The 21092-nt window shown below is 61.1% G+C and carries 18 protein-coding genes; 11 read left to right on the top strand and 7 right to left on the bottom strand.

The annotated features are described in order from the left end of the window. Positions 1–81 precede the first annotated feature (81 nt). Genes hutU through hutI form a run of 3 tightly spaced genes read left to right on the top strand, consistent with a single transcriptional unit; the run spans position 82 to position 3946 of the window. Positions 82–1824, top strand: coding sequence for a urocanate hydratase (gene hutU / locus V5N12_RS07055; RefSeq protein WP_332898449.1), 1743 nt, complete (start codon positions 82–84; stop codon positions 1822–1824). After that, on the top strand, positions 1821–2735 hold the full coding sequence (gene hutG, locus V5N12_RS07060) for a formimidoylglutamase (protein ID WP_332898450.1): 915 nt from the start codon (positions 1821–1823) through the stop codon (positions 2733–2735). The genes hutU and hutG overlap by 4 nt, the downstream gene beginning before the upstream one ends. After that, positions 2732–3946: an imidazolonepropionase gene (gene hutI, locus V5N12_RS07065; protein WP_332898451.1), complete on the top strand. Its 1215-nt coding sequence runs from the start codon at positions 2732–2734 to the stop codon at positions 3944–3946. The genes hutG and hutI overlap by 4 nt, the downstream gene beginning before the upstream one ends. A gap of 1 nt (position 3947) precedes the next feature. Here the strand turns inward: hutI and V5N12_RS07070 are convergent, their stop codons facing one another. Next, positions 3948–5516 carry an AMP-binding protein gene (locus V5N12_RS07070; RefSeq protein ID WP_332898452.1) on the bottom strand — a complete coding sequence of 523 codons (1569 nt, stop codon included), beginning with the start codon at positions 5514–5516 and terminating at the stop codon, positions 3948–3950. A gap of 37 nt (positions 5517–5553) precedes the next feature. Between V5N12_RS07070 and V5N12_RS07075 the strand changes: the two genes are divergently transcribed. Further along, complete coding sequence (locus V5N12_RS07075) at positions 5554–6069, top strand: MaoC/PaaZ C-terminal domain-containing protein (protein ID WP_332898453.1); 516 nt, start codon at positions 5554–5556, stop codon at positions 6067–6069. Here V5N12_RS07075 and V5N12_RS07080 read toward each other — a convergent pair whose 3' ends face one another. Further along, on the bottom strand, positions 6070–7224 hold the full coding sequence (locus V5N12_RS07080; protein WP_332898454.1) for an iron-containing alcohol dehydrogenase family protein: 1155 nt from the start codon (positions 7222–7224) through the stop codon (positions 6070–6072). Between the two features lie 108 nt (positions 7225–7332). Here V5N12_RS07080 and V5N12_RS07085 point away from each other — a divergent pair, with 108 nt between their 5' ends. After that, a complete protein-coding gene (locus V5N12_RS07085; protein ID WP_332898455.1) occupies positions 7333–8547 on the top strand; it encodes an acyl-CoA dehydrogenase family protein in 1215 nt (404 codons plus the stop codon). Positions 8548–8621: 74 nt separating this feature from the next. Further along, complete coding sequence (locus V5N12_RS07090) at positions 8622–10151, top strand: class I adenylate-forming enzyme family protein (protein WP_332898456.1); 1530 nt, start codon at positions 8622–8624, stop codon at positions 10149–10151. 1 nt (position 10152) lies between these two features. Here the strand turns inward: V5N12_RS07090 and V5N12_RS07095 are convergent, their stop codons facing one another. After that, a complete protein-coding gene (locus tag V5N12_RS07095; protein ID WP_332898457.1) occupies positions 10153–10731 on the bottom strand; it encodes a GNAT family N-acetyltransferase in 579 nt (192 codons plus the stop codon). A gap of 143 nt (positions 10732–10874) precedes the next feature. Here V5N12_RS07095 and V5N12_RS07100 point away from each other — a divergent pair, with 143 nt between their 5' ends. Together V5N12_RS07100 and V5N12_RS07105 are read left to right on the top strand one after the other, a co-directional pair. Then, entirely contained in the window at positions 10875–12863 is a 1989-nt protein-coding gene (locus V5N12_RS07100) for an AMP-binding protein (RefSeq protein WP_332898458.1), read from the top strand. Between the two features lie 54 nt (positions 12864–12917). Continuing rightward, entirely contained in the window at positions 12918–13634 is a 717-nt protein-coding gene (locus V5N12_RS07105; RefSeq protein WP_332898459.1) for an AMP-binding protein, read from the top strand. A 6-nt stretch (positions 13635–13640) separates the two neighbouring features. On the opposite strand, the gene V5N12_RS07110 is transcribed toward V5N12_RS07105, so the two are convergent. After that, positions 13641–14717: a PQQ-like beta-propeller repeat protein gene (locus tag V5N12_RS07110; protein WP_332898460.1), complete on the bottom strand. Its 1077-nt coding sequence runs from the start codon at positions 14715–14717 to the stop codon at positions 13641–13643. A 139-nt stretch (positions 14718–14856) separates the two neighbouring features. Next, a complete protein-coding gene (dnaJ, locus tag V5N12_RS07115; protein WP_332898461.1) occupies positions 14857–16005 on the bottom strand; it encodes a molecular chaperone DnaJ in 1149 nt (382 codons plus the stop codon). Positions 16006–16133: 128 nt separating this feature from the next. Between dnaJ and V5N12_RS07120 the strand changes: the two genes are divergently transcribed. Then, positions 16134–17870 carry a Rieske (2Fe-2S) protein gene (locus tag V5N12_RS07120; protein WP_332898462.1) on the top strand — a complete coding sequence of 579 codons (1737 nt, stop codon included), beginning with the start codon at positions 16134–16136 and terminating at the stop codon, positions 17868–17870. Positions 17871–17874: 4 nt separating this feature from the next. Here the strand turns inward: V5N12_RS07120 and V5N12_RS07125 are convergent, their stop codons facing one another. After that, positions 17875–18177: a hypothetical protein gene (locus V5N12_RS07125; protein ID WP_332898463.1), complete on the bottom strand. Its 303-nt coding sequence runs from the start codon at positions 18175–18177 to the stop codon at positions 17875–17877. 81 nt (positions 18178–18258) lie between these two features. Here V5N12_RS07125 and V5N12_RS07130 point away from each other — a divergent pair, with 81 nt between their 5' ends. Together V5N12_RS07130 and V5N12_RS07135 are read left to right on the top strand one after the other, a co-directional pair. Then, a complete protein-coding gene (locus V5N12_RS07130) occupies positions 18259–18471 on the top strand; it encodes a hypothetical protein (RefSeq protein WP_332898464.1) in 213 nt (70 codons plus the stop codon). A gap of 56 nt (positions 18472–18527) precedes the next feature. After that, positions 18528–19013, top strand: coding sequence for a hypothetical protein (locus tag V5N12_RS07135; RefSeq protein WP_332898465.1), 486 nt, complete (start codon positions 18528–18530; stop codon positions 19011–19013). Between the two features lie 91 nt (positions 19014–19104). On the opposite strand, the gene dnaK is transcribed toward V5N12_RS07135, so the two are convergent. Next, positions 19105–20985, bottom strand: a complete 1881-nt coding sequence (gene dnaK, locus V5N12_RS07140; protein ID WP_332898466.1) for a molecular chaperone DnaK — start codon at positions 20983–20985, stop codon at positions 19105–19107. Positions 20986–21092 lie beyond the last annotated feature (107 nt).

Below are 21092 nucleotides of genomic sequence, written 5' to 3' on the forward strand. Positions count from 1 at the left end.
CTTCGGGGCGTCAGTATAAAAATACAGTTCCATATGGAGACTCCACCCTCTCGGCGTCTCGCCTACTTGGTATGCGTATACATGGGACACAAGCAACCGACCGACCGAAAGAGCCGACTCGGTGAACCCTCCGCGCAGTGGCGCGAGTATCAGGGTGCACCAACCGGTACTGATATCGAATGTAAGGGCTGGCGACAAGAAGCGGCCCTCCGCATGCTCAACAACAACTTAGACCCTGACGTAGGCGAGAATCCCGAAGAACTCGTCGTTTACGGTGGAACGGGCCGCGCTGCCCGCAGTTGGGACGCCTACGACGCGATTCTCGCAGAACTCCGCGAGCTCGACGACGACGAAACCCTGCTCGTCCAATCCGGCAAGCCAGTGGGCCGATTCACCACACACGAGCGCGCCCCGCGTGTCCTGATTGCGAACTCGAATCTGGTGGGCAAGTGGGACAACTGGGAGCACTTCCACGAACTCGAAGCCAAGGGCCTCATCATGTACGGCCAAATGACCGCCGGGTCGTGGGCGTACATCGGCACCCAAGGCATCATTCAGGGAACCTACGAAACGCTCGCGGAAGCCGGTCGCCAGCACTTCCCCGACGCCAAGGGCCTCACGGGAACCATCACCGTCACCGGCGGCCTCGGCGGGATGGGCGGGGCACAACCCCTTGCAGTGACGATGAACCACGGCGTGTGCATCGCCGCGGAAGTGGACGAACACCGCATCGACCGTCGCATCGAGACGCGCTACTGCATGGAGAAAACCGACAGCCTCGACGAGGCCATCTCGATGGCAGAGAAAGCCGCCGCGAAGGGCGAACCGCTCTCGATTGGCCTCCACATGAACGCCGCCGACATGTTCGACGGGATGATCGAACGCGGCTTCGTCCCGGACATCGTCACCGACCAGACGAGTGCCCACGACGAACTTGAGGGCTACTATCCAAGCGGCTACACCGTCGAAGCAGCCGACCAACTGCGCGCCGAAAATCCCGAGAAGTATGTCACAGAGAGTCTCGATACGATGGTTCGCCACGTCGAAGGCATCCTCGCCATGCAGGAGCAGGGCGCTATCGCCTTCGAGTACGGGAACAACATCCGCGGGCAAGTCAAAGAACACCGTGGCATGGAGAACGCATTCGATTTCGAGGGCTTCGTCCCGGCCTACATCCGCCCGCTGTTCTGCCGCGGCAAGGGACCGTTCCGTTGGGCCGCACTCTCCGGAGACCCGGCAGATATCCACCGCACCGACGACGCCGTGAGAGAACTGTTCTCCGAGAAGGAGCACCTCCACCGTTGGATCGACCTCGCCCAAGAACAGGTCGCCTTCCAAGGGCTCCCCTCCCGCGTTTGCTGGCTCGGCTACTCGACCGATGAAGACGGCGTCACCGAGCGCGCGAAGTTCGCACTCAAAATCAACGACCTCGTCCGTGAGGGCGAGATTTCCGCACCGGTCGTCGTCACGCGCGACCACTTAGACGCGGGGAGCGTCGCAAGCCCGAACCGCGAGACAGAGGCCATGCGAGACGGCTCTGACGCCGTGGCCGATTGGCCAATTTTGAACGCCCTGCTCAACTGCGCGGCGGGCGCGGACATTGTGAGCGTCCACGACGGTGGCGGCGTCGGCATCGGCAACGCGCTCCACACGAACAACCACGTCGTCTTAGACGGGACGGACCTCGCCGCAGAGAAGGCCCGGCGCGTCTTTACGACGGACCCCGGCATGGGCGTCATCCGCCACGCAGACGCCGGCTACGAAGACGCCTTAGACGAGGCGACGGTGTCGAACGTCCCGATTCCGATGCGAGACCGGACATGACGCTCGAAGCAGCCGAAAACTGGCAGGGCACGTCGAGCGACCCGAACGACGAACAGTTCGGCCACGTCATCGAGGCCACGTCGCTTGCCGAAGCGAGCGAATACGACGCCGTGCTCGTCGGGGAACCCTACGACGGCGCGGTCATCTCGCGGAAAGGCGCGGCGGCCGGCCCTGCTGCTATCCGAAAATCCCTCGCAGGCACCAAGAGCCATCACTTCGACGCCGGACCGGTCTCGAATATCGGTGACCTCGGTGATGTGGTGATTCCCGACGGTTCCGTCGCAGCGGTGCAAGCCGCCGTCCGAGAGGTGACGAGTGAACTCCACGCACAGGACGCGCTGCCGGTGTTCCTCGGCGGCGACAACTCGCTCACCTTCCCGAACGTGGCTCCGCTGGTCGACACTGGTTCTGTTGGCGTCATCAATTTCGATGCCCACCTCGACGTGCGCGAAGTGCCCGACTCTGGACCGACGAGCGGGACGCCCTACCGGCAACTCCACGACGCGGGCCTCGATGGCTACGCCTGCGTCGGTGCGCGCCACTTCGAAACGAGCACGGACTACCATGATTTCGTGCTCGACAACGAGGGGGAAGTCGTGACCGCAGAGGAGGTCACAGACGACCCGGTGGCCGCAATTGACCGCGCACTTTCCGCGCTCGCTCACGTTGACACGCTCTACGTGAGCGTGGATATCGACGTGCTCGATGCCGTGTATCCGGGGTCGAGCGCCCCGACACCCGGCGGCCTCTCGCCGGGCGACCTATCCCGCGCGGTCAGACTCGCGGCGAGCGACGACCGCGTCGCTGGCTTTGAGGTGGTGGAGTGCGCACCGCCACTCGATGCAAACAACCGAACGGTCGATGCCGCCGCACGCACCGTCGCCCACTTCCTCGCGGGGTGGTCGGCGTGAGTGACCTCGTCATCCACGACGCCGCAGAACTCGTGGTCGGGAAGGGCGATGGAAAACCGCTCGAACGCTACGAGAATGCTGCGATTGCGGTGGTAGAGGGGAAAATCGTGGCCGTCGGCCCGACCGATGAGGTCACCCGCGAGTACCCCGCAGAGAACGCGACGGAGGCCATCGACGCCACCGGAAAGACGGTGCTTCCGGGCTTCGTTGACCCGCACACCCACGCCCTGTTCGCGGGCGACCGCTCGGACGAGTTCGAAGCGAAACTGCGCGGGAAAACCTATCAGGAGATTCTCGCCGCCGGCGGCGGCATTCTCAAATCCGTCCGTTCGGTTCGCAAAGCGAGTGATGAAACGCTCGTCTCGAATTTGCTGGGGCATTTGGACCGGATGCTCGCCCACGGGACGACGACCGTCGAAGTCAAATCCGGCTACGGTCTCGATACGGAAACCGAACTCCGGATGCTCGCGGCCATCCGCGACGCCGACGAACAGCACCCCGTGGACGTGATTCCGACGTTCATGGGCGCACACGCCGTTCCGCAGGGCGTGGACGCTGACGACTACACGCAAGCAGTCATCGATGAGCAACTGCCCGCCGTTGCAGAGCAGGGCATCGCCGAGTTCAACGACGTGTTCTGCGAGGAGGGCGTGTTTTCGGTCGAACAGTCGCGTCGCATCCTCGAAGCCGGGATGGAACACGGACTCACGCCAAAGGTGCACGCAGAAGAACTCGCGCACATCGGCGGGACGAAACTCGCCGCTGAAATCGGTGCGACGAGCGCAGACCACCTGCTCCACTCGACCGAAGACGACATTTCGGCGCTCGTGGAGGCAGGGGTCATCCCCGTCCTCCTGCCGGGAACCGCCTTCGGCCTCGGCGCGGAGTTCGCAGACGCGGGGATGATGCTCGACCAGGGCGCGCCCGTCGCCATTGCGACCGACTTCAACCCGAACTGCCACAGCCACTCGATGGGCTTCGCCCAGTCGCTCGCGTGTGTGGAGATGCGCATGACGCCTGCGCAGGCGCTCGTCGCCGCGACCGAACACGCCGCACTCGCGCTGGATAGGCAACATCTCGGTCGCCTCGACGTGGGCGCACCAGCAGACCTCGTCGTCGTGGATGCGCCGAATCACGTCCACGTGCCCTATCAGTACGGGACGAATCTGGTGGAGACGGTCGTCAAAAACGGCGAGCGCGTTTTTGGCTAGGTCAGTTCACGTTTCGTTCCGCGCCGTCCCAGTACTCGTCTCGCAGGTCGGTTTTCCGAACTTTCCCATACGAGCTGCGCGGCAGTTCGGCGACGATGTCGATTTCTTTCGGTTTCTTGTACGCGGCCAACTCCGTATCGCAGGTCGCTTCGAGTTCTTCCCGGAGGGTTGCTTCAGCAATCTCCGCGTCCGGGCGCGGTTCGACGATGGCGACCACCTTCTCGCCCCAGTAGTCGTCGGGGACGCCGATGACGGCGGCGTTCGAAACGGCCTCGTGGGTGGCGAGCACTTCCTCGATTTCGCGGGGGTAGACGTTCATCCCGCCGGTGATTATCATGTCCTTCTTGCGGTCTAAGATGTAGAGGAAGCCGTCTTCGTCGAAGCGTCCCACGTCGCCGGTGTGGAGCCAGCCGTCCACGATGGTTTCTGCGGTTTTTTCCGGTAACTCCCAGTAGCCCGGCGTGGCGAGTGGCGACCGAACGGTGATTTCTCCGAGTTCGCCCTGCTCGACGGGTTCATTTTTATCGTCTACGAGTCTGACTTCCGCGGTGTCCACTTCGCAGCCCGCAGACTGGAGCAGTTCTTCGTTTTCTTCTGCCGCCCGGCGGTGAGTTTCGTGGTCGAGCACGGTGATGGTCATGGGACATTCCATCTGGCCGTAGGACTGGATGAACACGTCGCCGAAGGTGTCGAGGCCTTCGCGCAGGCGGGCGGCGCTCATCGGCGCACCGGCGTAGTAGAGGTTTCGCAGCGAGGAGAGGTCGCGACCGTCGTCTGCGTCGTAGGTGTCGAGCAGTTTGTAAATCATCGTCGGGACGACGAAGATGGAGTGGACGCCGTGGGCGTCCACCGCGTCTAAGAACTCGTCGGGGTCGAAGCCATCGACAAGGATGTTCGTCCCGCCGACGAGCATCGTGGATTCGACGAGAAAGCCCGTGCCGTGGGTGAGCGGTGCGGCGTGGAGCGTCACGTCGCCGTCTTGCTGTGTGAGTTCGGCTTTGAGCGAGAGCGCAGTCGAGAGCCACGTGTCGTGGGTGTGGGTCACCCCCTTCGGGAGGCCCGTCGTGCCGGAAGTGTACATCAGCGCGCAGGGGTCGTCGCCGCTCCCGACCGACTGAGGGGCCGCGTCAGATTCGAGGAGCGATTCGTAGGCGTGCGTCTCGCCGGGGAAAGCTGCGTCTTCGTCACCAACGACCACGTAGTGGCCCGCTCGCGCCTCCATCTCCGTGCAGTGGGCGGCGAACTGGGATTCTGCGACGAGCACGTCGATACCGGCGTCAGAGACGAGGTGGTCGTGGTCGCCCGGCGTGAGCATCGTGTTGAGCGGGACTTTGAGCGCCCCGAGTCGGTAGGCCGCGACCGACGTTTCGATGAAGGCGGCGTGATTTTTCACCATCAAGCCGACGCGGTCACCGGGTGAAACGCCAAGTTCGGTGAGGCCCGCGACGAGTCGGTCCACGCGTGCATCGAGTGCTTCGTAGGTTCGCCCGTCTTCTGCCCCACGCCCGAGCAGCGCCGTTCGTTTGGGGTGGCGTCTCGCGACCCGCCGGAGAATATGCCCTAAATTCATGCGTGACAGTTTCTGACGTGGGATAAAATAATTCCGCATGCGACAGGATGTCGGCAAGAACGGGGCCGACCCGACGATACAAGCCACTTCGAATCCGTGTGTATCTATGCCACAGACGGCGTACTTCTACGAGGATTTGGCGGTGGGCGACACGTTCGAAACGCGCGGACGAACCATCACAGAGAGCCATCTCGTCACCCACGCGGGCAACACGGGCGACATGAACGAACTCCAGATGAACGCGGCGTTCGCCGAGAAAACACGCTTTGGCGAGCGCGCCGTCCACGCCCCGCTCACCTACTCGATGATGGAGGGGCTCATCACGAGCGACTTCCGCCACGAGGATTCGAACATCTGTTATTACGGGCTCGACAAGATGCGGATTCCACACCCCACCTTCATCGGTGACACCATCAGCGTCTCGCGGAAAATCATCGACACGGAAGACCGCGACGACGGCGGCATCGTCACGTTCCGCGACGAAGTGACGACCGAGGAGGGAAAAGTCGTCCTCGTCTGTGAGACGCTCGAATACATCCGGACCCGCGACTGACTACCACGCGGCTTCGAGGAACGCGACGAGGTCTGCTTCGGTGATATCTCGCGGATGACTGGCGAGCGACGGCTCCGCTGCAGCGATTTCCGCGATGGCTTCGAAATCGGCCTTCTCGACGCCCACGTCGCGCAGGCGGGTGGGCGTCCCGAGCGTCTCCTGAAGCGTCGTGACCGCGTCGAGAACGTTGTCGAGAATCTCTTCTTCCGTCCCGGCCACGTCGACGCCCATCGCCTGCCCGATACGACGGATGGCGTCGGGGGCCGCGGGTGCGGTGAATCGAATGCCGTGGGGCAGGAGGATGCTGTTGCCGTCGCCGTGTGAGACTGGGTGGCGCGCACAGAGGATGTGATTCACACCGTGGTTGATGCTGATGCCACCGACGACGCCGAGTCCCGAGAGCGCCGCGCCGAGCTGGGCTTGCACCCGGGCTTCGGGGTCGCCCGCGACCGCGCCGGGGAGGTTCTCTGTGAGCAGGCGAATCGCCTTCTCTGCGGTCGCCTGATAGAACGGATTGTCGCGTCGTCCCTCTGAGTAGAGAATTTCGACGGCGTGGTCGAGCGCGTTCATGCCCGTGCTCCCGATGACCGATTCGGGGGTCGTTTCCGCGATGGCCGGGTCGTAGATGCTCGCTTGCGGTCGCACCTTCTCGTCTAAGAGGACGACCTTCTCTTCGGGAGTGGACACGCCACAGATGTTCGTCACCTCTGCTGCTGAGAGCGTCGTGACCACGCAGTAGAGCGGCAGTTTTTCGGCGGGCAACTCAGGGACTTCGACCTGCCCGTCTACCGTCCGCGTTTTGAGTTGTTCGAGGTCTGCCGTCTCTTCTGCGGCGAAGATGGCGATGGCTTTCGCCGTATCGCTCGCACTGCCGCCGCCAATGCTGACGAGGGCATCTGCGCCGCAGTCGTGCAGGCGTTTGACGCCTTCGACGACGGTTTCGTGCGGGACGTTCGGTCGTGCGCCGGTGTAGGTTGCGACGAGGTGCTCGCCAAGTGCCTCGGTGACGGGTTCCATGACAGCGTCTGTCGCGCCGACGTGTTCCCCACAGACGACCATCACCTTTGCGTCTGCGTCGATGCGTTCGGTGAGTTGAGAGACGCTGTTCGGCCCCCACACGAATCGTGCCCGTTCGTATTCGTGGTCAAAAATCATACATAATGTAGGAATATGCAGAAAGTTAGCAGTTAGCATTCAGGTGATTTGTCGCGCTGGTTGCGTTCATCCCAAACGTCTTAGGGCATGATTGCCCTTGACAATGTAATGCAGTACAACGACTCTGCCCTCGCACAGGAAGTCTCCGGACGGGTGCGAGAGTTCATGGACGACGTGGTTATTCCAGCAGAACGTGACCTCGAACCGGGCACCGTGGTCTCCGATTCAGTCCTCGCTGACCTGCGCGAGCAGGCTCGTGAGTACGACGTGTACGCACCACAGATTTCAGAGGAGTACGGCGGGATGGGCCTCGAATTCCGTGACGTGCTCCCGGCGTTCGAGCAGGCTGGTCGCAGCATCCTCGGTGCGCCCGCGATGCGCGTAGACGCCCCCGACGAAGGCAACATGCACACCTTCGAAATGCTCGGCACCAAAGAACAGAAAGACAAGTGGCTCCGCCCGCTCGTCGCCGGAGACATCCACTCCGGGTTCGCCATGACCGAGCCGATTCAGGGCGGTGGCTCCGACCCGAAGATGCTGAAGACGAAAGCCGAGAAGGACGGCGACGAGTGGGTCGTAAACGGCCACAAGTGGTGGACGACCAACGGCAGCGACGCGAGCATCCTCATCGTGATGGCGCGCACCGACTTCGACGCCCACCCGTACCAGGGTGCCTCGCTCATTCTCGTCCCAATCGACACGCCCGGCGTGGAAGTCGTCCGCGACATCCCGCACACCGGCGGCGGCGTCATCGGAACAGTCCACTCGGAAATCAAGTTCAACGATGTGCGCGTGCCCGAAGAGAACTTACTCGGCACCGAAAACATGGGGTTCAAACACGCCCAACAGCGCCTCGGTCCGGCCCGCCTGACTCACTGTATGCGGTTTTCGGGGATGGCCCAGCGCTCGCTTGACGTGGCGAAAGCCTACATTTCAGAGCGCGAAGCCTTCGGTGGCCCCGTCGCAGAGAAGCAGGGCCCACGCTTTGCCATCGCCGAACACGAGACGAAACTCCACGCCGTGAAAACGATGGTGCGCCACGCCGCGTGGCAGATAAGTGAGGGCGACGAAGCCCGGATTCCCGTCTCCATGTGTAAGGTGTTCGCCGCGAACGTCGCACAGGAGGCCATCGACACGGCGCTCCAGTTCTGTGGCGCAAACGGGATGGGCAAAGACCTACCAATCTCTGATTTCTACGAGGAGGTTCGACAGTTCCGCATCGTAGACGGGGCAGACGAGGTGCACAAGCGCGTCATCGCCCGCAACGCCTTCGACGAAATCGACCCCGAAGAGATTTCGACGGTCACTCGGTTCGACGGCTAAAACCCACAGCTACCGGCGGCAACGCACGGCGCGTTGCCAACACCCTTATACTGGTATTTCATACCACAGCACACATGCGAATCGACGACTTGCTGGAGGCGCGCGTCGAGAAGACGCCAGAGAAGACGTTTCTGAATTTTGGTGACCAGCAGTACACCTACGCAGCCGCCGTCGCGGCCTCGAAACGCTACGCGAACGCGCTCGCAGAGTGGGGTGTCGAACAGGGGGACCGAGTAGCGCTCTTTCTCCCGAACCGACCCGAGTTCCTGTTCACGATGTTCGCAAACGCGTACCTCGACAGCATCACCGCGCCGTCGAATCCGGAGTACAAGGCAAGCGCACTCCGCCACTCGCTCGAACTCTCACAGCCCGTCGTGCTGGTGACCTCAGCAGACTTGCTCAACACTGCGGTCGAAGCCGCGCGTGGAACGAGCGTCGAAGAAATTCTCGTATGCGACGACGTTGAGGGCTATCAGTCGCTCCCCGACCTCGCCGCAAACCAGTCAACTGAGGTTACGCCGCCGTCCGACGACGACCGGGCAATTGGCCTGCACATGTACACCTCGGGGACGACGGGGCCGCCGAAAGCCGTTGAGTGCGAACACCGCAACTGGACGATTTCGGCCATCGACTTCCAGAAACGGATGGGCTTTACCCACGACGACGTGCTGTTCACGGCCCTGCCGTTGTTCCACGCCAACGCCCAGATTTACTCGACGCTCGGTGCGGCAGCCGCCGGAGCCGAGGTCGTCATCTACGAAAAATTCTCCTCGTCTAACTGGTGGGACTGGTGTCGCAAACACGGCGTCACTGAGTTCAACGCGATGGGGAGCATGCTGAAGATGCTCGACAACATGCCACCGGCAGACGACGACGCCGACAACCCGGTCGAGTACGTCTTCTCTGCGGGGACGCCGAAAGACCTGTTCGAGCCGTTCGAAGCGCGATTCGACATCCAGATTGTCGAGGGCTACTCGCTCACCGAAGACCCGTTGCTCATGCTCAATCCGACGGACAAAGACAAGCGCCGCGTCGGAAGCATCGGCCTCCCGCCCGCAGAAAAGCGCGTCAAGGTCGTCGATGACGACGGCAACGAGGTGCCACGCGGCGAAAAGGGAGAGCTCATCCAGAACTGCCCAGCCATGCTTGCGAGTTACTACGACCAGCCCGACAAAACTGACGAGGCAGTCGTAGACGGGTGGTTCTACACCGGCGACTACGCGAAAATAGACGAGGACGGCTTCGTCTACTTCTTAGACCGGAAGAAGGACATCGTCCGCCGCGGCGGAGAGAACATCTCCACCTACGAAATCGAGGGCGTCATCAAGGCGTTAGACGGCGTCGAAGAAGTCGCCATCATCCCGAGTCCGGACGAGTTCTACGACGAAGTCGTAAAGGCGCTTGTTATCAAAAAGGAGGGCTTCGACATCACACCTGAGGAGATAATCGAAGCGTGTGAAGCAGCGCTCTCGTCGTTCAAAGTGCCCCAGTACGTGGAGTTTGTAGACGAGTTCCCGTACACTCCAACCGGGAAGATTCAGAAACAGAAACTCCGCACCCGCGAGAAAGAAGAGCGCCCGAGCCACTGGTCGCGCCCGGAGTGACTCAGCGCCCGGTGTCGTACTTGTAAGTCGCGTCGGCCGGGTCGATGCCGAAGTCTTCGGGCGTGTCTTCTGGTTCCGGTTCTCGCTTTTTTTCTGCCTGCTTGAACCGTTCGCGCAGCGTTTCTGGCATCACGAACTCCTCGGGCGCGATGGCGACGGAAATCACGTCCGGTGACTGATGCTGTCGTTTCTCTTCGAGACGTTCTTTGAGTTTCTCGGGGAGGTCGCTCGTCGAAACCGGCTCGAAGCCGAACTGCGAGAGATATTCGGGTGTGTCGGTGAGCGCATACACCGTGTCGAAGTCGTTGTCTGTCGCTTGCGTGAGCAGTCGTTCGACGACGTGGGCAGAGACGCCCTGCCTGCGCCAGTCGGGGAGGGTACCAATGGACGTGAGTTCACACAGCTCGCCGTCGTCGATAACGTGGATGCGGATGCGGCCGAACCCGGCGCGCTCGTTGGTGGTTTCATCGACCGCAATCACGTAATCACGAGAGCGAAAAGCCGTGCCGTCGAGCCCCATCGCCTCGATGTGGTCGAGCAACCAGACCTCATCTCGGTTCTTCGCGTCTCGGACGTACATGGCAATAGCTTGTCTCGCAATGAGCAAAAGGATTTGGCGCGACTCGCTGTCCACGAGAAAAATTAGCCGGCGTGTGACACTGCGTTGGGATGTCGTGGCACAACTACTTTGTATTCGCTTGAATATCTCCATATAGGCTAATCATGGAATCCCTTGAGGACTTTGACGACATCGTGTACGAACCCTCCCAGGAGTTCGTCGAATCGACGAACGTCTGGCGGTTCATGCAGGAACACGACATCGCTGATTATGACGAACTCATTGAACGCACGACCGTCGATGCGGGCGATGGCGAATCGGGCGTGGAGTGGTTCTGGGACGAGATTGTTGAGTGGATGGGCATCGACTTCTACGAGGACTATGACTCGGTGCGCGACGACACGGACGGGCCACAGTTCTCGAAATGGTATCCGGGCGGCAAACTCAACATCGCGCACAACACGGTCGACCGCCACGCCGCGGTCGATTCACCGAACCGAAACAAGGTCGCCTGCATCTGGGAAGGCGAGCCGGGCGAGGTTCGGGAACTCACCTACCACGAACTGTACCGCCAGTCGAATCAGGTCGCAAACGCGCTCAGTGACCGTGGCATCGAGAAGGGCGACACGGTGGGCCTCTACATGCCGATGGTTCCCGAAGTCATCTCGATTCTCTACGGTTGTTTCAAAGTCGGCGCGATTGCAGTTCCCATCTTCTCCGGCTTCGGCGTTGACGCCACCGCAACCCGCATTGAAGACGCCGAGTGTCGCGTCCTGTTTACGGGCGACGGGTTCTACCGTCGGGGCAGCAAGGTGCGCCTGAAAGGACAGGCAGACGAGGCCATCGAGGAGGCCGGGCACGTCGAACATACGATTGTTTACAACCGCTTTGACGACGGCGAAGCGCCGTGGGACGACGCCCGCGACGAGTGGTGGGACGACGCCGTCACGACCCAAGACGACGAGTTCGACACCGTCGCCATGGATTCGGCCGACGAGTCAATGCTCCTCTACTCTTCGGGGACGACGGGCATGCCAAAGGGCATCGTCCACACCCACGCGGGCGCACAGACGATGACCGCAAAGGAGATTCACTTCGGCTTCGACCAGAAGCCGTCTGACCGCTTCTTCTGGGTGTCCGACATCGGCTGGATGATGGGGCCGTGGACGCTTATCGGGAACCACACCTTCGGCGGGACGATTGTGATGTACGAAGGCGCGCCGGACTACCCGAACCCAGACCGCTTCTGGTCGATGATCGACCGCCACAACATCTCTACGTTCGGCATCTCGCCAACAGCCATCCGCGCGATTCGCAAGAAAGGCGACCACTGGGTTGAGGGACACGACCTCTCGTCGCTTCGCCTCCTCGGTTCGACCGGCGAGCCGTGGGACCCCGAATCGTGGATGTGGTTCTTCAACGAAGTCGGCGGCGGCGATACGCCGATTATCAACATCTCTGGTGGCACCGAAATCTGTGGCTGTTTCCTCATGCCGATGCCGATTCAGCCGCTCAAGCCGTGTACGCTCGGCGGTCCCGGGCTTGGGATGGCCATCGACATCGTGAACGAACAGGGCGAGTCCATTGCCGCAAACCACGAACGTGGCTATCTGGTTGCCACAGACTCCGTGCCGTCGATGACCAAGAGTCTCTGGGACGGCGACGAACACTACCTTGAGGAGTACTGGTCTAAGTTCGGCGACATGTGGAATCACGGCGACTGGGCGCAGATTGACGACGACGGCCTCTGGTTCCTTCACGGCCGCTCTGACGACGTGCTCAACGTCGCAGGCCGCAAGGTCGGTCCCGCAGAGGTCGAAGGCGCGCTCATCGAACACGACGCCGTGAATCAGGCCGCCGCCGTCGGCGTAGACGACGACACCACGGGCACAGCCGTCGTCGCCTACGTCATCGTCGAGGATGGCGTTGAGGAGTCTGACGACCTGCGTGCGGAACTCACCGACCAAGTCGGAGAGGAACTCGGCAAGCCGTTCCGCCCGCGCGAGATTCTGTTCGTAAACGAGTTCCCAAAGACGCTGAGCGGGAAAATCATCCGCCGTGCTATCGCCTCGGCGTACGACGGCGACGCCATGGGCGACCTCTCAAGCATCGAGAACCCCGACGCCTTAGACGCCATCAAGAACGCGCGGTAAGCCTCACGGCCCCGACTCGCACCATTTTTGCTCGCGGACTCGTTACGACCAGTCATGGACACGTTCGCCGACCTGCTGGCAAGAGAGCGCCGAAGTGGTGCTCCCGCCCTTCGGACACACGGGAGTCGCATCCGGCGGTACACTTACACCCAACTGTGTACCCTCTCGTGGCAGTCGGGGAGCGTCCTTCGCCACGTCGGCGTCGCCAAGGGAAGAAAGGTCGCGCTCGCCGCCTCTCAGTCTCCTGAGCCGGTGCTCACCTTCCTCGGCGCTGGCCTCCTCGGGGCAGTCGTCGAATTCGAACCCGAAAAGGAGGTGGACGCTCGCGCGCTCGTCGCACCTTCTACAACCATCGCGGACTACGAACTCCCGCCGGGTGGCCAGCGAATCGCCTACGGCGAACGCCCCGACGACCCTTCCACGATGTTTTTCGAGAAGGAAGTCTGGAGCGAGAACCCGGTGATTCCACCCATCGACATTTCACCAGACGACCCAGTTCTGGCGGCCGGTGGCGAGGCCTACACGCAAGGACAGTTGCTCGCGGCGGCTGAGCGAGTGATTGAAGAATACGACATCACCGACGAGGACGAAGTCGCCATTCGCACGCCGCTCACCGAACCCGGAACGGTGGTCGCCGGGATTCTCGCACCGCTCGTGGTCGGCGGGACGATTGTGTTCCCCGGCGAGGATGGGGAGGGGACGGTTGCGGTCGCAGACGGTGACGCTCCCGAGTCGCGCGTGATTGCGTTAGCAGACGTGCAAGTCGAGTAACGGCTATTACGGGAGTTCGAATGCGAGGATTGCAACTTCGTCAGTCCCGACGTAGGCGGCCCCCTCTTGCACTGTGAGAGCGGTTACGGCATCACCTTTTGTCTCGTGCGTCCAATTGTGTGTGCCATCGGTCGAAAACGATTGTACTGTACCATCGGTCATCCCGGCCAGTATCTGCGTGTCAACCACAGTGGGACGAGTCGTCGGTGACGGGGTTGTTTCGCGCTCCCAACGGCGTTTTCCGGTCTCCAAATCGAACGCCCAGAGTCTTCCTTCGTTGTCGTGAGGGTTGTCAGGGGTTCGAGTAGATCTGCTTGCTACAAACACCGATTCCTCCGCAATCGTCGGTTGTCCAAACGGTTCGGTGACCGTGTTCGTCCATTCCACTTCACCAGTGTCTGCGCTGAGCGCAGTGACCTCTTTGCCAACGAGAACAATGTGATTTTCATCCCCCACTACGGTTTGCCCGTAAGAACCACTGTACGACCACCGCATCGTGCCTGTTTCTGGCTCAACACTAGCGAGCATTCCCTCTTGGTTGCTAGCAAAAATGGACGTGCCTGCCACAATGAGTGAAGTGATAGGTGACGGTCCTTCGAGAGACGTTTCCCACACCTCTCTTCCAGTGGTCACGTCTCGGGCCACAACCATTCCGTCATACTCTCCGGAGACGACTATATCGTTGAGTGCGAGCGGAGTGACGCGCATTCCTGGATTCTCGTCTCGCTGTTTTTCCCACAGCGTGTCCCCGTCGTGAGATAGTGCAGAGACGCCATACTCCGCATAATAAATCGCCCTTTGCGTGATTGCTGGCCCGTTACTGGAGGTTGAACTAACTCTTTTATCCCACTTGATGTCACCGGTCTCTCTTGAAACGTTGAAAAGTGTTCCACTGTGCGTCGCAAAAATGATTGCCTTGTCCGTGACACAAAGTGGAGACTCGATTTTCGTATGTCCCGTTGGAAGCCCGGTTTTCCATTGCTGAGACGGTTGTGAAAACAGGTTCAGTTTCGAACATCCAGCGATTGAGGTCACTCCCGCCACAAGTCCGCTGAGGATTGTTCGACGGGTAGGATCAGCCATTGTCTCCGCAAACGGACAGCATACAAAAATACATATGGGTTGACAAATAATGGTTCGGTGAGTTCCAGTCAACGCAGATACGAGGATAATGCGACGGACGCTCGGTCGATAACGGCGTCGCAGAAAACCGAGTCGCTGCTTAGAAACTGTTTTTCAACTTCTCGAAGAAGCCTTCGCTGACTTCGACTTCCTCGCCGCCTGCTTCGGCGAACTCCTTGAGCGCCTTCTTTTGCTCTTTGTTGAGTTTCTCTGGCGTGACGACCTGCACCTGGACGAACATGCTTCCCTTGCTCCGGCGGCGGAGGCGTGGCATCCCTTTGCCCTTCAGGCGGAAGGTTTCGCCCGACTGCGTCCCCTTTGGGATGTCCATCGTGACGCTTCCGGCGAGCGTCTCGATTTCAACCTTGTCACCAAAGACGGCCTGTGGGAAGGAGATTGGGTGGCGATAGTAGAGGTCGTCGCCGTCGCGCTCGAAGTCCGGGTGCGGTTCGATTTGAATGTCGATGAGGAGGTCACCGTTGGGGCCCCCCTTCTCGCCGGGTGCGCCCTCGCCGTCCATCCGGAGGGTCTGGCCGTCGCGGATGCCCGCGGGAACATCGACCGAGAGGGTTGCCTCGCGGCGCACGCGCCCGTCGCCGTGGCAGGTGTCACACGTCTCTGAGTAGAGCGTTCCTTCGCCGCCACAGTGGTTACACGTCTGGGTTTGCTGGATGCGCCCGAGCGGCGTCTGCTGGACGTGTGTGGTCTGGCCGCGCCCGTCACACTGCGGGCAGGTCTCTGCGTCTGCGTCTTCGGGATAGCCCTTGCCGCCACAGTCGTCACACGCCTCGGGTCGGGTGAGCGTGAACTGGCGCTGGAGGCCGTCGTGGGCGTCTTGGAGGGTGATGGTCATCGACGTGCGGAGGTTCTGGCCCTGTCGCGGGCCGTTGCGCTGGCTCCGACCGCCGCCGAAGAACTGCTCGAAGATGTCGTTCATCCCGCCCATGCCGCCACCGCCGCCACCGAAACCGCCGCCGAAGCCACCGGTTCCGCCCGCACCGCCGTCGAAGCCGCCGCGCTTTTCTGCCTGCTCGAAGCGTTCGTGACCCATCCGGTCGTAGGCGCTTCGTTTTTCCTCGTCAGAGAGAACCTCCTTCGCTTTCTTCACCTGTTTGAACTTCTCTTCTGCGTCGGGTTCGTCACTGACGTCTGGGTGATACTTCGCGGCCTTCTTGCGGAAGGCACTCTTGATGTCATCTTCGTCAGCGTCACGAGAGACGCCGAGCACTTCGTAGAAGTCCTCGCTCATTCGTTACCCGTGGTAAATCCCGGAAATACTTGAAAAGAACGGGTCACACCGACACACATTCGAGTCAACAATTTTACAAAAATCGGGTTCAGCGAACGGTTATGTTCGCATGACAACAACTGACGCATATGGCTACAGAAGCCGACTTCGTCCCGGTCGCCTCGCTCGCAGCCCTCAAAGCAGACGGGACGACCATCGTTTCACACCACGGCCGCTCGGTCGCGCTGTTCTACCACGAAGACCAGGTGTACGCGGTTGACAATCGCTGTCCGCACATGGGTTTTCCGCTCTCGAAAGGCACGGTCGATGAAGGCATCCTCACCTGCCACTGGCACCACGCTCGCTTCGAACTCTCCTGTGGCGACACCTTCGACCCGTGGGCTGACGACGTCCAAACGTTCCCCGTCCGCGTCGAGGGCGACGACATCCTCATCGACCCCGACCCAGAACCGACCGTCCCACCGGCCACCCACTGGCGAAATCGACTGGCAGACGGGCTGCAAGAGAATTTACGGCTCGTCATCGCCAAAGCCGTCATCGGCCTCGCAGACGAGGGTGAAGATATCGCAGTTCCCATCAAAACTGGCGTCGATTTCGGCACCAAGTACCGCGACGCGGGCTGGGGGAGCGGCCTAACCGTCCACGCCGCGATGGCGAACATCCTCCCCGCGCTCTCAGACGTAGACCGGAAACGCGCCCTCTACACCGGTCTCCGGTACGTCGCAAACGACGCCGCGGGCGAGCCGCCGCGCTTCGAGCAACCCGGGTTCACCACCACGGACGTGTCGAAAGATCGCCTGAAGACGTGGTTCCGTGAGACCATCGAGGTTCGGGACAACGACCCCTCAGAGCGCACTCTCCGCACCGCCATCGGTACGCTCTCACCGGAGGAAGTCGCAGAAATCATGTACACCGCCGCGACCGACCATCGGTATCTGAACGCGGGCCACTCCTTTGACTTCGTGAACAAGGCGTTCGAAGTCTTAGACCACATCGGCTGGGAGAACGCCCCAAACGTCCTCCCGACGCTCGTAGACGAACTCACGGGCGCAATGAGAAGCGAAGAACTCTCGTCGTGGCGACAGCCAATCGACGTGGCCGGACTGCTCGAAGATACTTACGACCGCCTCGATGAGATGGTCGCAACCGGCGCAGGCAAGACGTGGGAGAAACCTACCGACTTCACCGAAACCCTGCTCGCGGACGACCCACACGCGATTGTCGATGCCCTCGTTGAGGCCGTCGAATCGGGCGCGAACACGATGGAACTCGCCCACGCCGTCTCCATCGCTGCGATGCGCCGAGTCGCCCACTTCGGCACGGTAAACGAGTTCACCGACTGGAACACCGTCCACCACACCTTCACCTACGCGAACGCGGTGGAGCAAGCCACCCGTCGCACCGACGCCACAGAACTGTATCGGGGAATTTTCGATGGTGCGATTTCGGTGTATCTCGACCGCTTCCTCAACATGCCACCCGCACCACTCCCGGAACCCGGCGAGTCCGACGCCGACCCGGCCGAGATTCGCGCCCGCCTCATGGATGTGTTCGACGAGGAAGGCGAGGTGAACAAGGCAGCAACACTCGTGAGCGAGCACTTCGATGCGGACGGCGACCCAACCGAACTGATGCAGACGCTCGGTGAAGCCCTGCTTCGCGAGGACGCGAACTTCCACACGCTCCAGAACCTCGAAGCCTCGTTCAAGCAGTTCGAGGTGGCCGACTCGGAAGACGAAAAACGACTCGCGTTGATGACCGTCGCGCGCTACATGGCCGCTCACTTCCCGACGCGCCGGGAGGCAGAACAGACGTTCACGATTGCGTCACGGTTACACCGAGGAGAGAAAATTTACGAGGAATAGGCCGTCAGACCGTCGGTTCGCCGGGACTCCGCGTCGTCGTCCACACGAGATACCCGACGACGGCGACGACGATCGCCCCGAGTTCGAATTCGAGACGCGCGGTCCAGAACGCCCCCGCGAGGAGTCCCCAGATGCAGGCAAGCACGAAGGCGCGCTCCGTCTCGCCCGCTTTCCCCGCCGCGTACGTGAGGTACAGACCAACCGCCGCGACAAGCGCGAACAGAATCTGCTGGAGGATGACGATTCCGTATCCGAGAGTGGCGACGATGGCCAGAAAGACACCGATGTCGAGGATACGCCGATGCATGTCCGATATCGTGTCGGAGCGCAAACAATTGTTTTCCGCCAACAAACCTACATTTTTCACTCGCTGGCTCGATGGTGAGTCATGGTCATCTCACCAGAATCGCTCGCCGACGAGTTCGCGCAAATTTTCGAAGATGAGTACGACGACGTCGTCATCTACGGCGACGAAGCCAAATCGACGGTTCTCCACGAAGGCCCTGCTCGCATCCGGGCGAACGGGTGGGTCGAGGTTCCGAGTGGCCGCCTGTTGTCGCCGAACGCGGTCCACCACATCGACGTGCAGTCGACCAAGTAGCCGATTTCACACTGGCTGGCAGCGTGTTTTTCTCACCGAACAACGAATCGTCTAGCATGGCACTTGACGTTTTGATTCCGGACCCACCATCGCTCTCGGGTCCACAGTCACGAGGCGAGTACGAAGCGATTAGTAACCCAGTCGAGAACCCCGAAGACGACTATCGTCGGGAAGAACTCGCAACGATTCTCGCTGACGGTGCGTGGGAAGACGCCTTCGACGAGTGGGCGGCCCACACCGGAATGTCGGAGGAACAGTTCGAAATCGTCCTCGAACACGACCTCGTAGAGGGGTTCGACTTCTACTGGGACGCTAGCAGTGACGAGGTTGGCTACCGCTCTCCGACGCTCTCCGAGGATGCTCGCGCCGACCTCGACACGTCTGTCGTGGACGACATCGAACTAGAACTCGACTCCCTCGGCCGAGTAGTCACCGAGATGCTCGAAAACGACTACCTCCGGCGAGACGACGAAACCTTCGGCTTCTTCGCCGACGATTCTCCAGAGAACACGTACGAGTATCGCGACGACGACATACTCTGAGTTTGGGTTTTCGCTGCTCGAATAGTGTGACTCCACAGCCGTCGCTACAGTGTGGATGCGATGAAAAATCTGCGTGAATTAGGAGCCGAAGCTACTTGTCGTCGTCTTCCACGTCTTCGAAGTCGGCGTCGACGTACTCGTCGCCACCGTTGGTTTCGGCATCGGCGTCGCCGCCCATTCCACCCATGCCGCCCATTCCAGCGCCGCCTGCGGCCTGTTGCTGGGCCTGCTGTTGCTGGTACATGCGCTTGCCAATCTCTTGGAGGCTCTCTGCGAGGTCTTCGGTCGCGGCTTCGAGTTCGTCCGCGTCTGCGTCCTCGTCTTCGAGGGTTGCCTCGACTTCCTCGATTGACGCTTCGATTTCCTCGCGGAGTTCGTCGTCTACGTTCTCCTCGTTTTCGTCGAGCAGGGTCTTTGCACGCTGGACGGAGCCTTCTGCCTCGTTGCGAGCCTCGATGAGGCGACGGCGTTCTTTGTCCTCTTCTGCGTGCTGTTCTGCCTCTTGGGTCATACGGTCGATTTCATCGTCGGAGAGGCCAGCACCGCCTTCGATGGTGATGGACTCTGCATTCCCGGAGCCTTTGTCCTCTGCTTCGACGTTCACGATACCGTTTTCGTCGATGTTGAACGTGACTTCGATCTGCGGGGTTCCGGCGGGTGCCGGTGGGATGCCCGTTAGCTGGAACTCGCCTAAGAGTTCGTTCTTGTTTGCAATCTCGCGTTCGCCCTGGAACACGCGAACCTGCACCGAGGTCTGGTTCGGCGCGGCGGTGGTGAACACCTTCGACTCCTCGGTCGGGATGGTCGTGTTCTTCTCGATGAGGCGCTCGAACAGGCCGCCTTTGACCTCGATACCGAGGCTGAGCGGCGTCACGTCGAGCAGGACGATGTCGTCCACATCTCCGGAGAGAACGCCACCCTGAATCGCCGCACCGAGCGCGACGGCTTCGTCCGGGTTGACGTTCTTCTTTGGCTCTTGGCCAACGACGTCTGCCACCTTTTCGGTGACCTGTGGCATGCGCGTCGAGCCACCGACGAGGATGACCTCGTCGATGTCGGAGGCGGAGTAGCCCGCGTCTTCGAGGGCCTGTTTCGTCGGGCCGACGGTGCGCTCGATGAGGTCCTTCGTCAGGTTCTCGAACTTCGCACGGGAGAGGTCTTTTTCGAGGTGAACCGGGCCGTCGTCCGTGGCCGTGATGAACGGGAGGTTAATCTCCGTCTGCTTGCGGCTGGAGAGTTCGATTTTGGCCTCCTCTGCGGCGTCCTTCAGGCGCTGGAGGGCCTGCCGGTCGTCGCGGAGGTCGATGCCGTGTTCGGCTTCGAACTCTTCTGCGAGCCAGTCGATGATAGCCTGGTCCCAGTCGTCGCCACCGAGGTCGTTGTCCCCGTTCGTGGCGACCACTTCGTAGACGCCGCCACCGAGGTCGAGGATAGAGACGTCGAACGTCCCGCCACCGAGGTCGAAGACGAGGACGGTCTGGTCCGAGTCGTCGTCTAAGCCGTACGCCATCGACGCGGCGGTTGGCTCGTTGACGATGCGCTCGACTTCGAAGCCAGCGATTTCGCCGGCGTCTTTCGTCGCTTGGCGCTGGCGGTCGTTGAAGTAGGCAGGAACGGTGATGACCGCCTTCTCCAGTTCGTCGCCGAGGTAGTCCTCGGCGTCTCGCTTGATTTTCTGGAGAATCATCGCCGAAATCTGCTCGGGCGTGTAGTCCTCGCCGTCGATATCGACGGTGTACTCATCGCCCATGTGGCGCTTGATCGATTGAATGGTCTTTTCTGGGTTCTGGATGGCCTGGTTTTTGGCCGGTTTCCCGACTAACCGTTCGCCATCGTCGGTGAACGCGACCACCGAGGGCGTGGTTCGGTCCCCTTCACTGTTGACGATAATCTCGGGGTCTCCGCCCTCCATGACCGCGAACGCGCTGTTCGTGGTACCAAGGTCGATACCGAGAATCTTGTTGCTCGCCATCTTGGTGAGCACTATCGCCTTCGTCCGGTTAAAAGTTGCTAGATACGTTGCCTCACACCCACGCCACACAGCGCCTCAGTCGGGCGATTTCAAAATGTGTGTCTGTC

The organism is Haladaptatus sp. CMSO5 (genome assembly GCF_036689885.1).
In the GTDB taxonomy this organism is placed as follows: Archaea; Halobacteriota; Halobacteria; order Halobacteriales; family Halococcaceae; genus QDMS2.

Coding starts and splice junctions, on each gene's coding strand:
- hutU (WP_332898449.1), top strand. CDS start 82: ATGGGACACAAGCAACCGACCGACCGAAAGAGCCGACTCGGTGAACCC.
- hutG (WP_332898450.1), top strand. CDS start 1,821: ATGACGCTCGAAGCAGCCGAAAACTGGCAGGGCACGTCGAGCGACCCG.
- V5N12_RS07070 (WP_332898452.1), bottom strand. CDS start 5,516: ATGAATTTAGGGCATATTCTCCGGCGGGTCGCGAGACGCCACCCCAAA.
- V5N12_RS07075 (WP_332898453.1), top strand. CDS start 5,554: ATGCGACAGGATGTCGGCAAGAACGGGGCCGACCCGACGATACAAGCC.
- V5N12_RS07080 (WP_332898454.1), bottom strand. CDS start 7,224: ATGATTTTTGACCACGAATACGAACGGGCACGATTCGTGTGGGGGCCG.
- V5N12_RS07085 (WP_332898455.1), top strand. CDS start 7,333: ATGCAGTACAACGACTCTGCCCTCGCACAGGAAGTCTCCGGACGGGTG.
- V5N12_RS07090 (WP_332898456.1), top strand. CDS start 8,622: ATGCGAATCGACGACTTGCTGGAGGCGCGCGTCGAGAAGACGCCAGAG.
- V5N12_RS07095 (WP_332898457.1), bottom strand. CDS start 10,731: ATGTACGTCCGAGACGCGAAGAACCGAGATGAGGTCTGGTTGCTCGAC.
- V5N12_RS07100 (WP_332898458.1), top strand. CDS start 10,875: ATGGAATCCCTTGAGGACTTTGACGACATCGTGTACGAACCCTCCCAG.
- V5N12_RS07105 (WP_332898459.1), top strand. CDS start 12,918: ATGGACACGTTCGCCGACCTGCTGGCAAGAGAGCGCCGAAGTGGTGCT.
- V5N12_RS07110 (WP_332898460.1), bottom strand. CDS start 14,717: ATGGCTGATCCTACCCGTCGAACAATCCTCAGCGGACTTGTGGCGGGA.
- dnaJ (WP_332898461.1), bottom strand. CDS start 16,005: ATGAGCGAGGACTTCTACGAAGTGCTCGGCGTCTCTCGTGACGCTGAC.
- V5N12_RS07120 (WP_332898462.1), top strand. CDS start 16,134: ATGGCTACAGAAGCCGACTTCGTCCCGGTCGCCTCGCTCGCAGCCCTC.
- V5N12_RS07125 (WP_332898463.1), bottom strand. CDS start 18,177: ATGCATCGGCGTATCCTCGACATCGGTGTCTTTCTGGCCATCGTCGCC.
- V5N12_RS07130 (WP_332898464.1), top strand. CDS start 18,259: ATGGTCATCTCACCAGAATCGCTCGCCGACGAGTTCGCGCAAATTTTC.
- V5N12_RS07135 (WP_332898465.1), top strand. CDS start 18,528: ATGGCACTTGACGTTTTGATTCCGGACCCACCATCGCTCTCGGGTCCA.
- dnaK (WP_332898466.1), bottom strand. CDS start 20,985: ATGGCGAGCAACAAGATTCTCGGTATCGACCTTGGTACCACGAACAGC.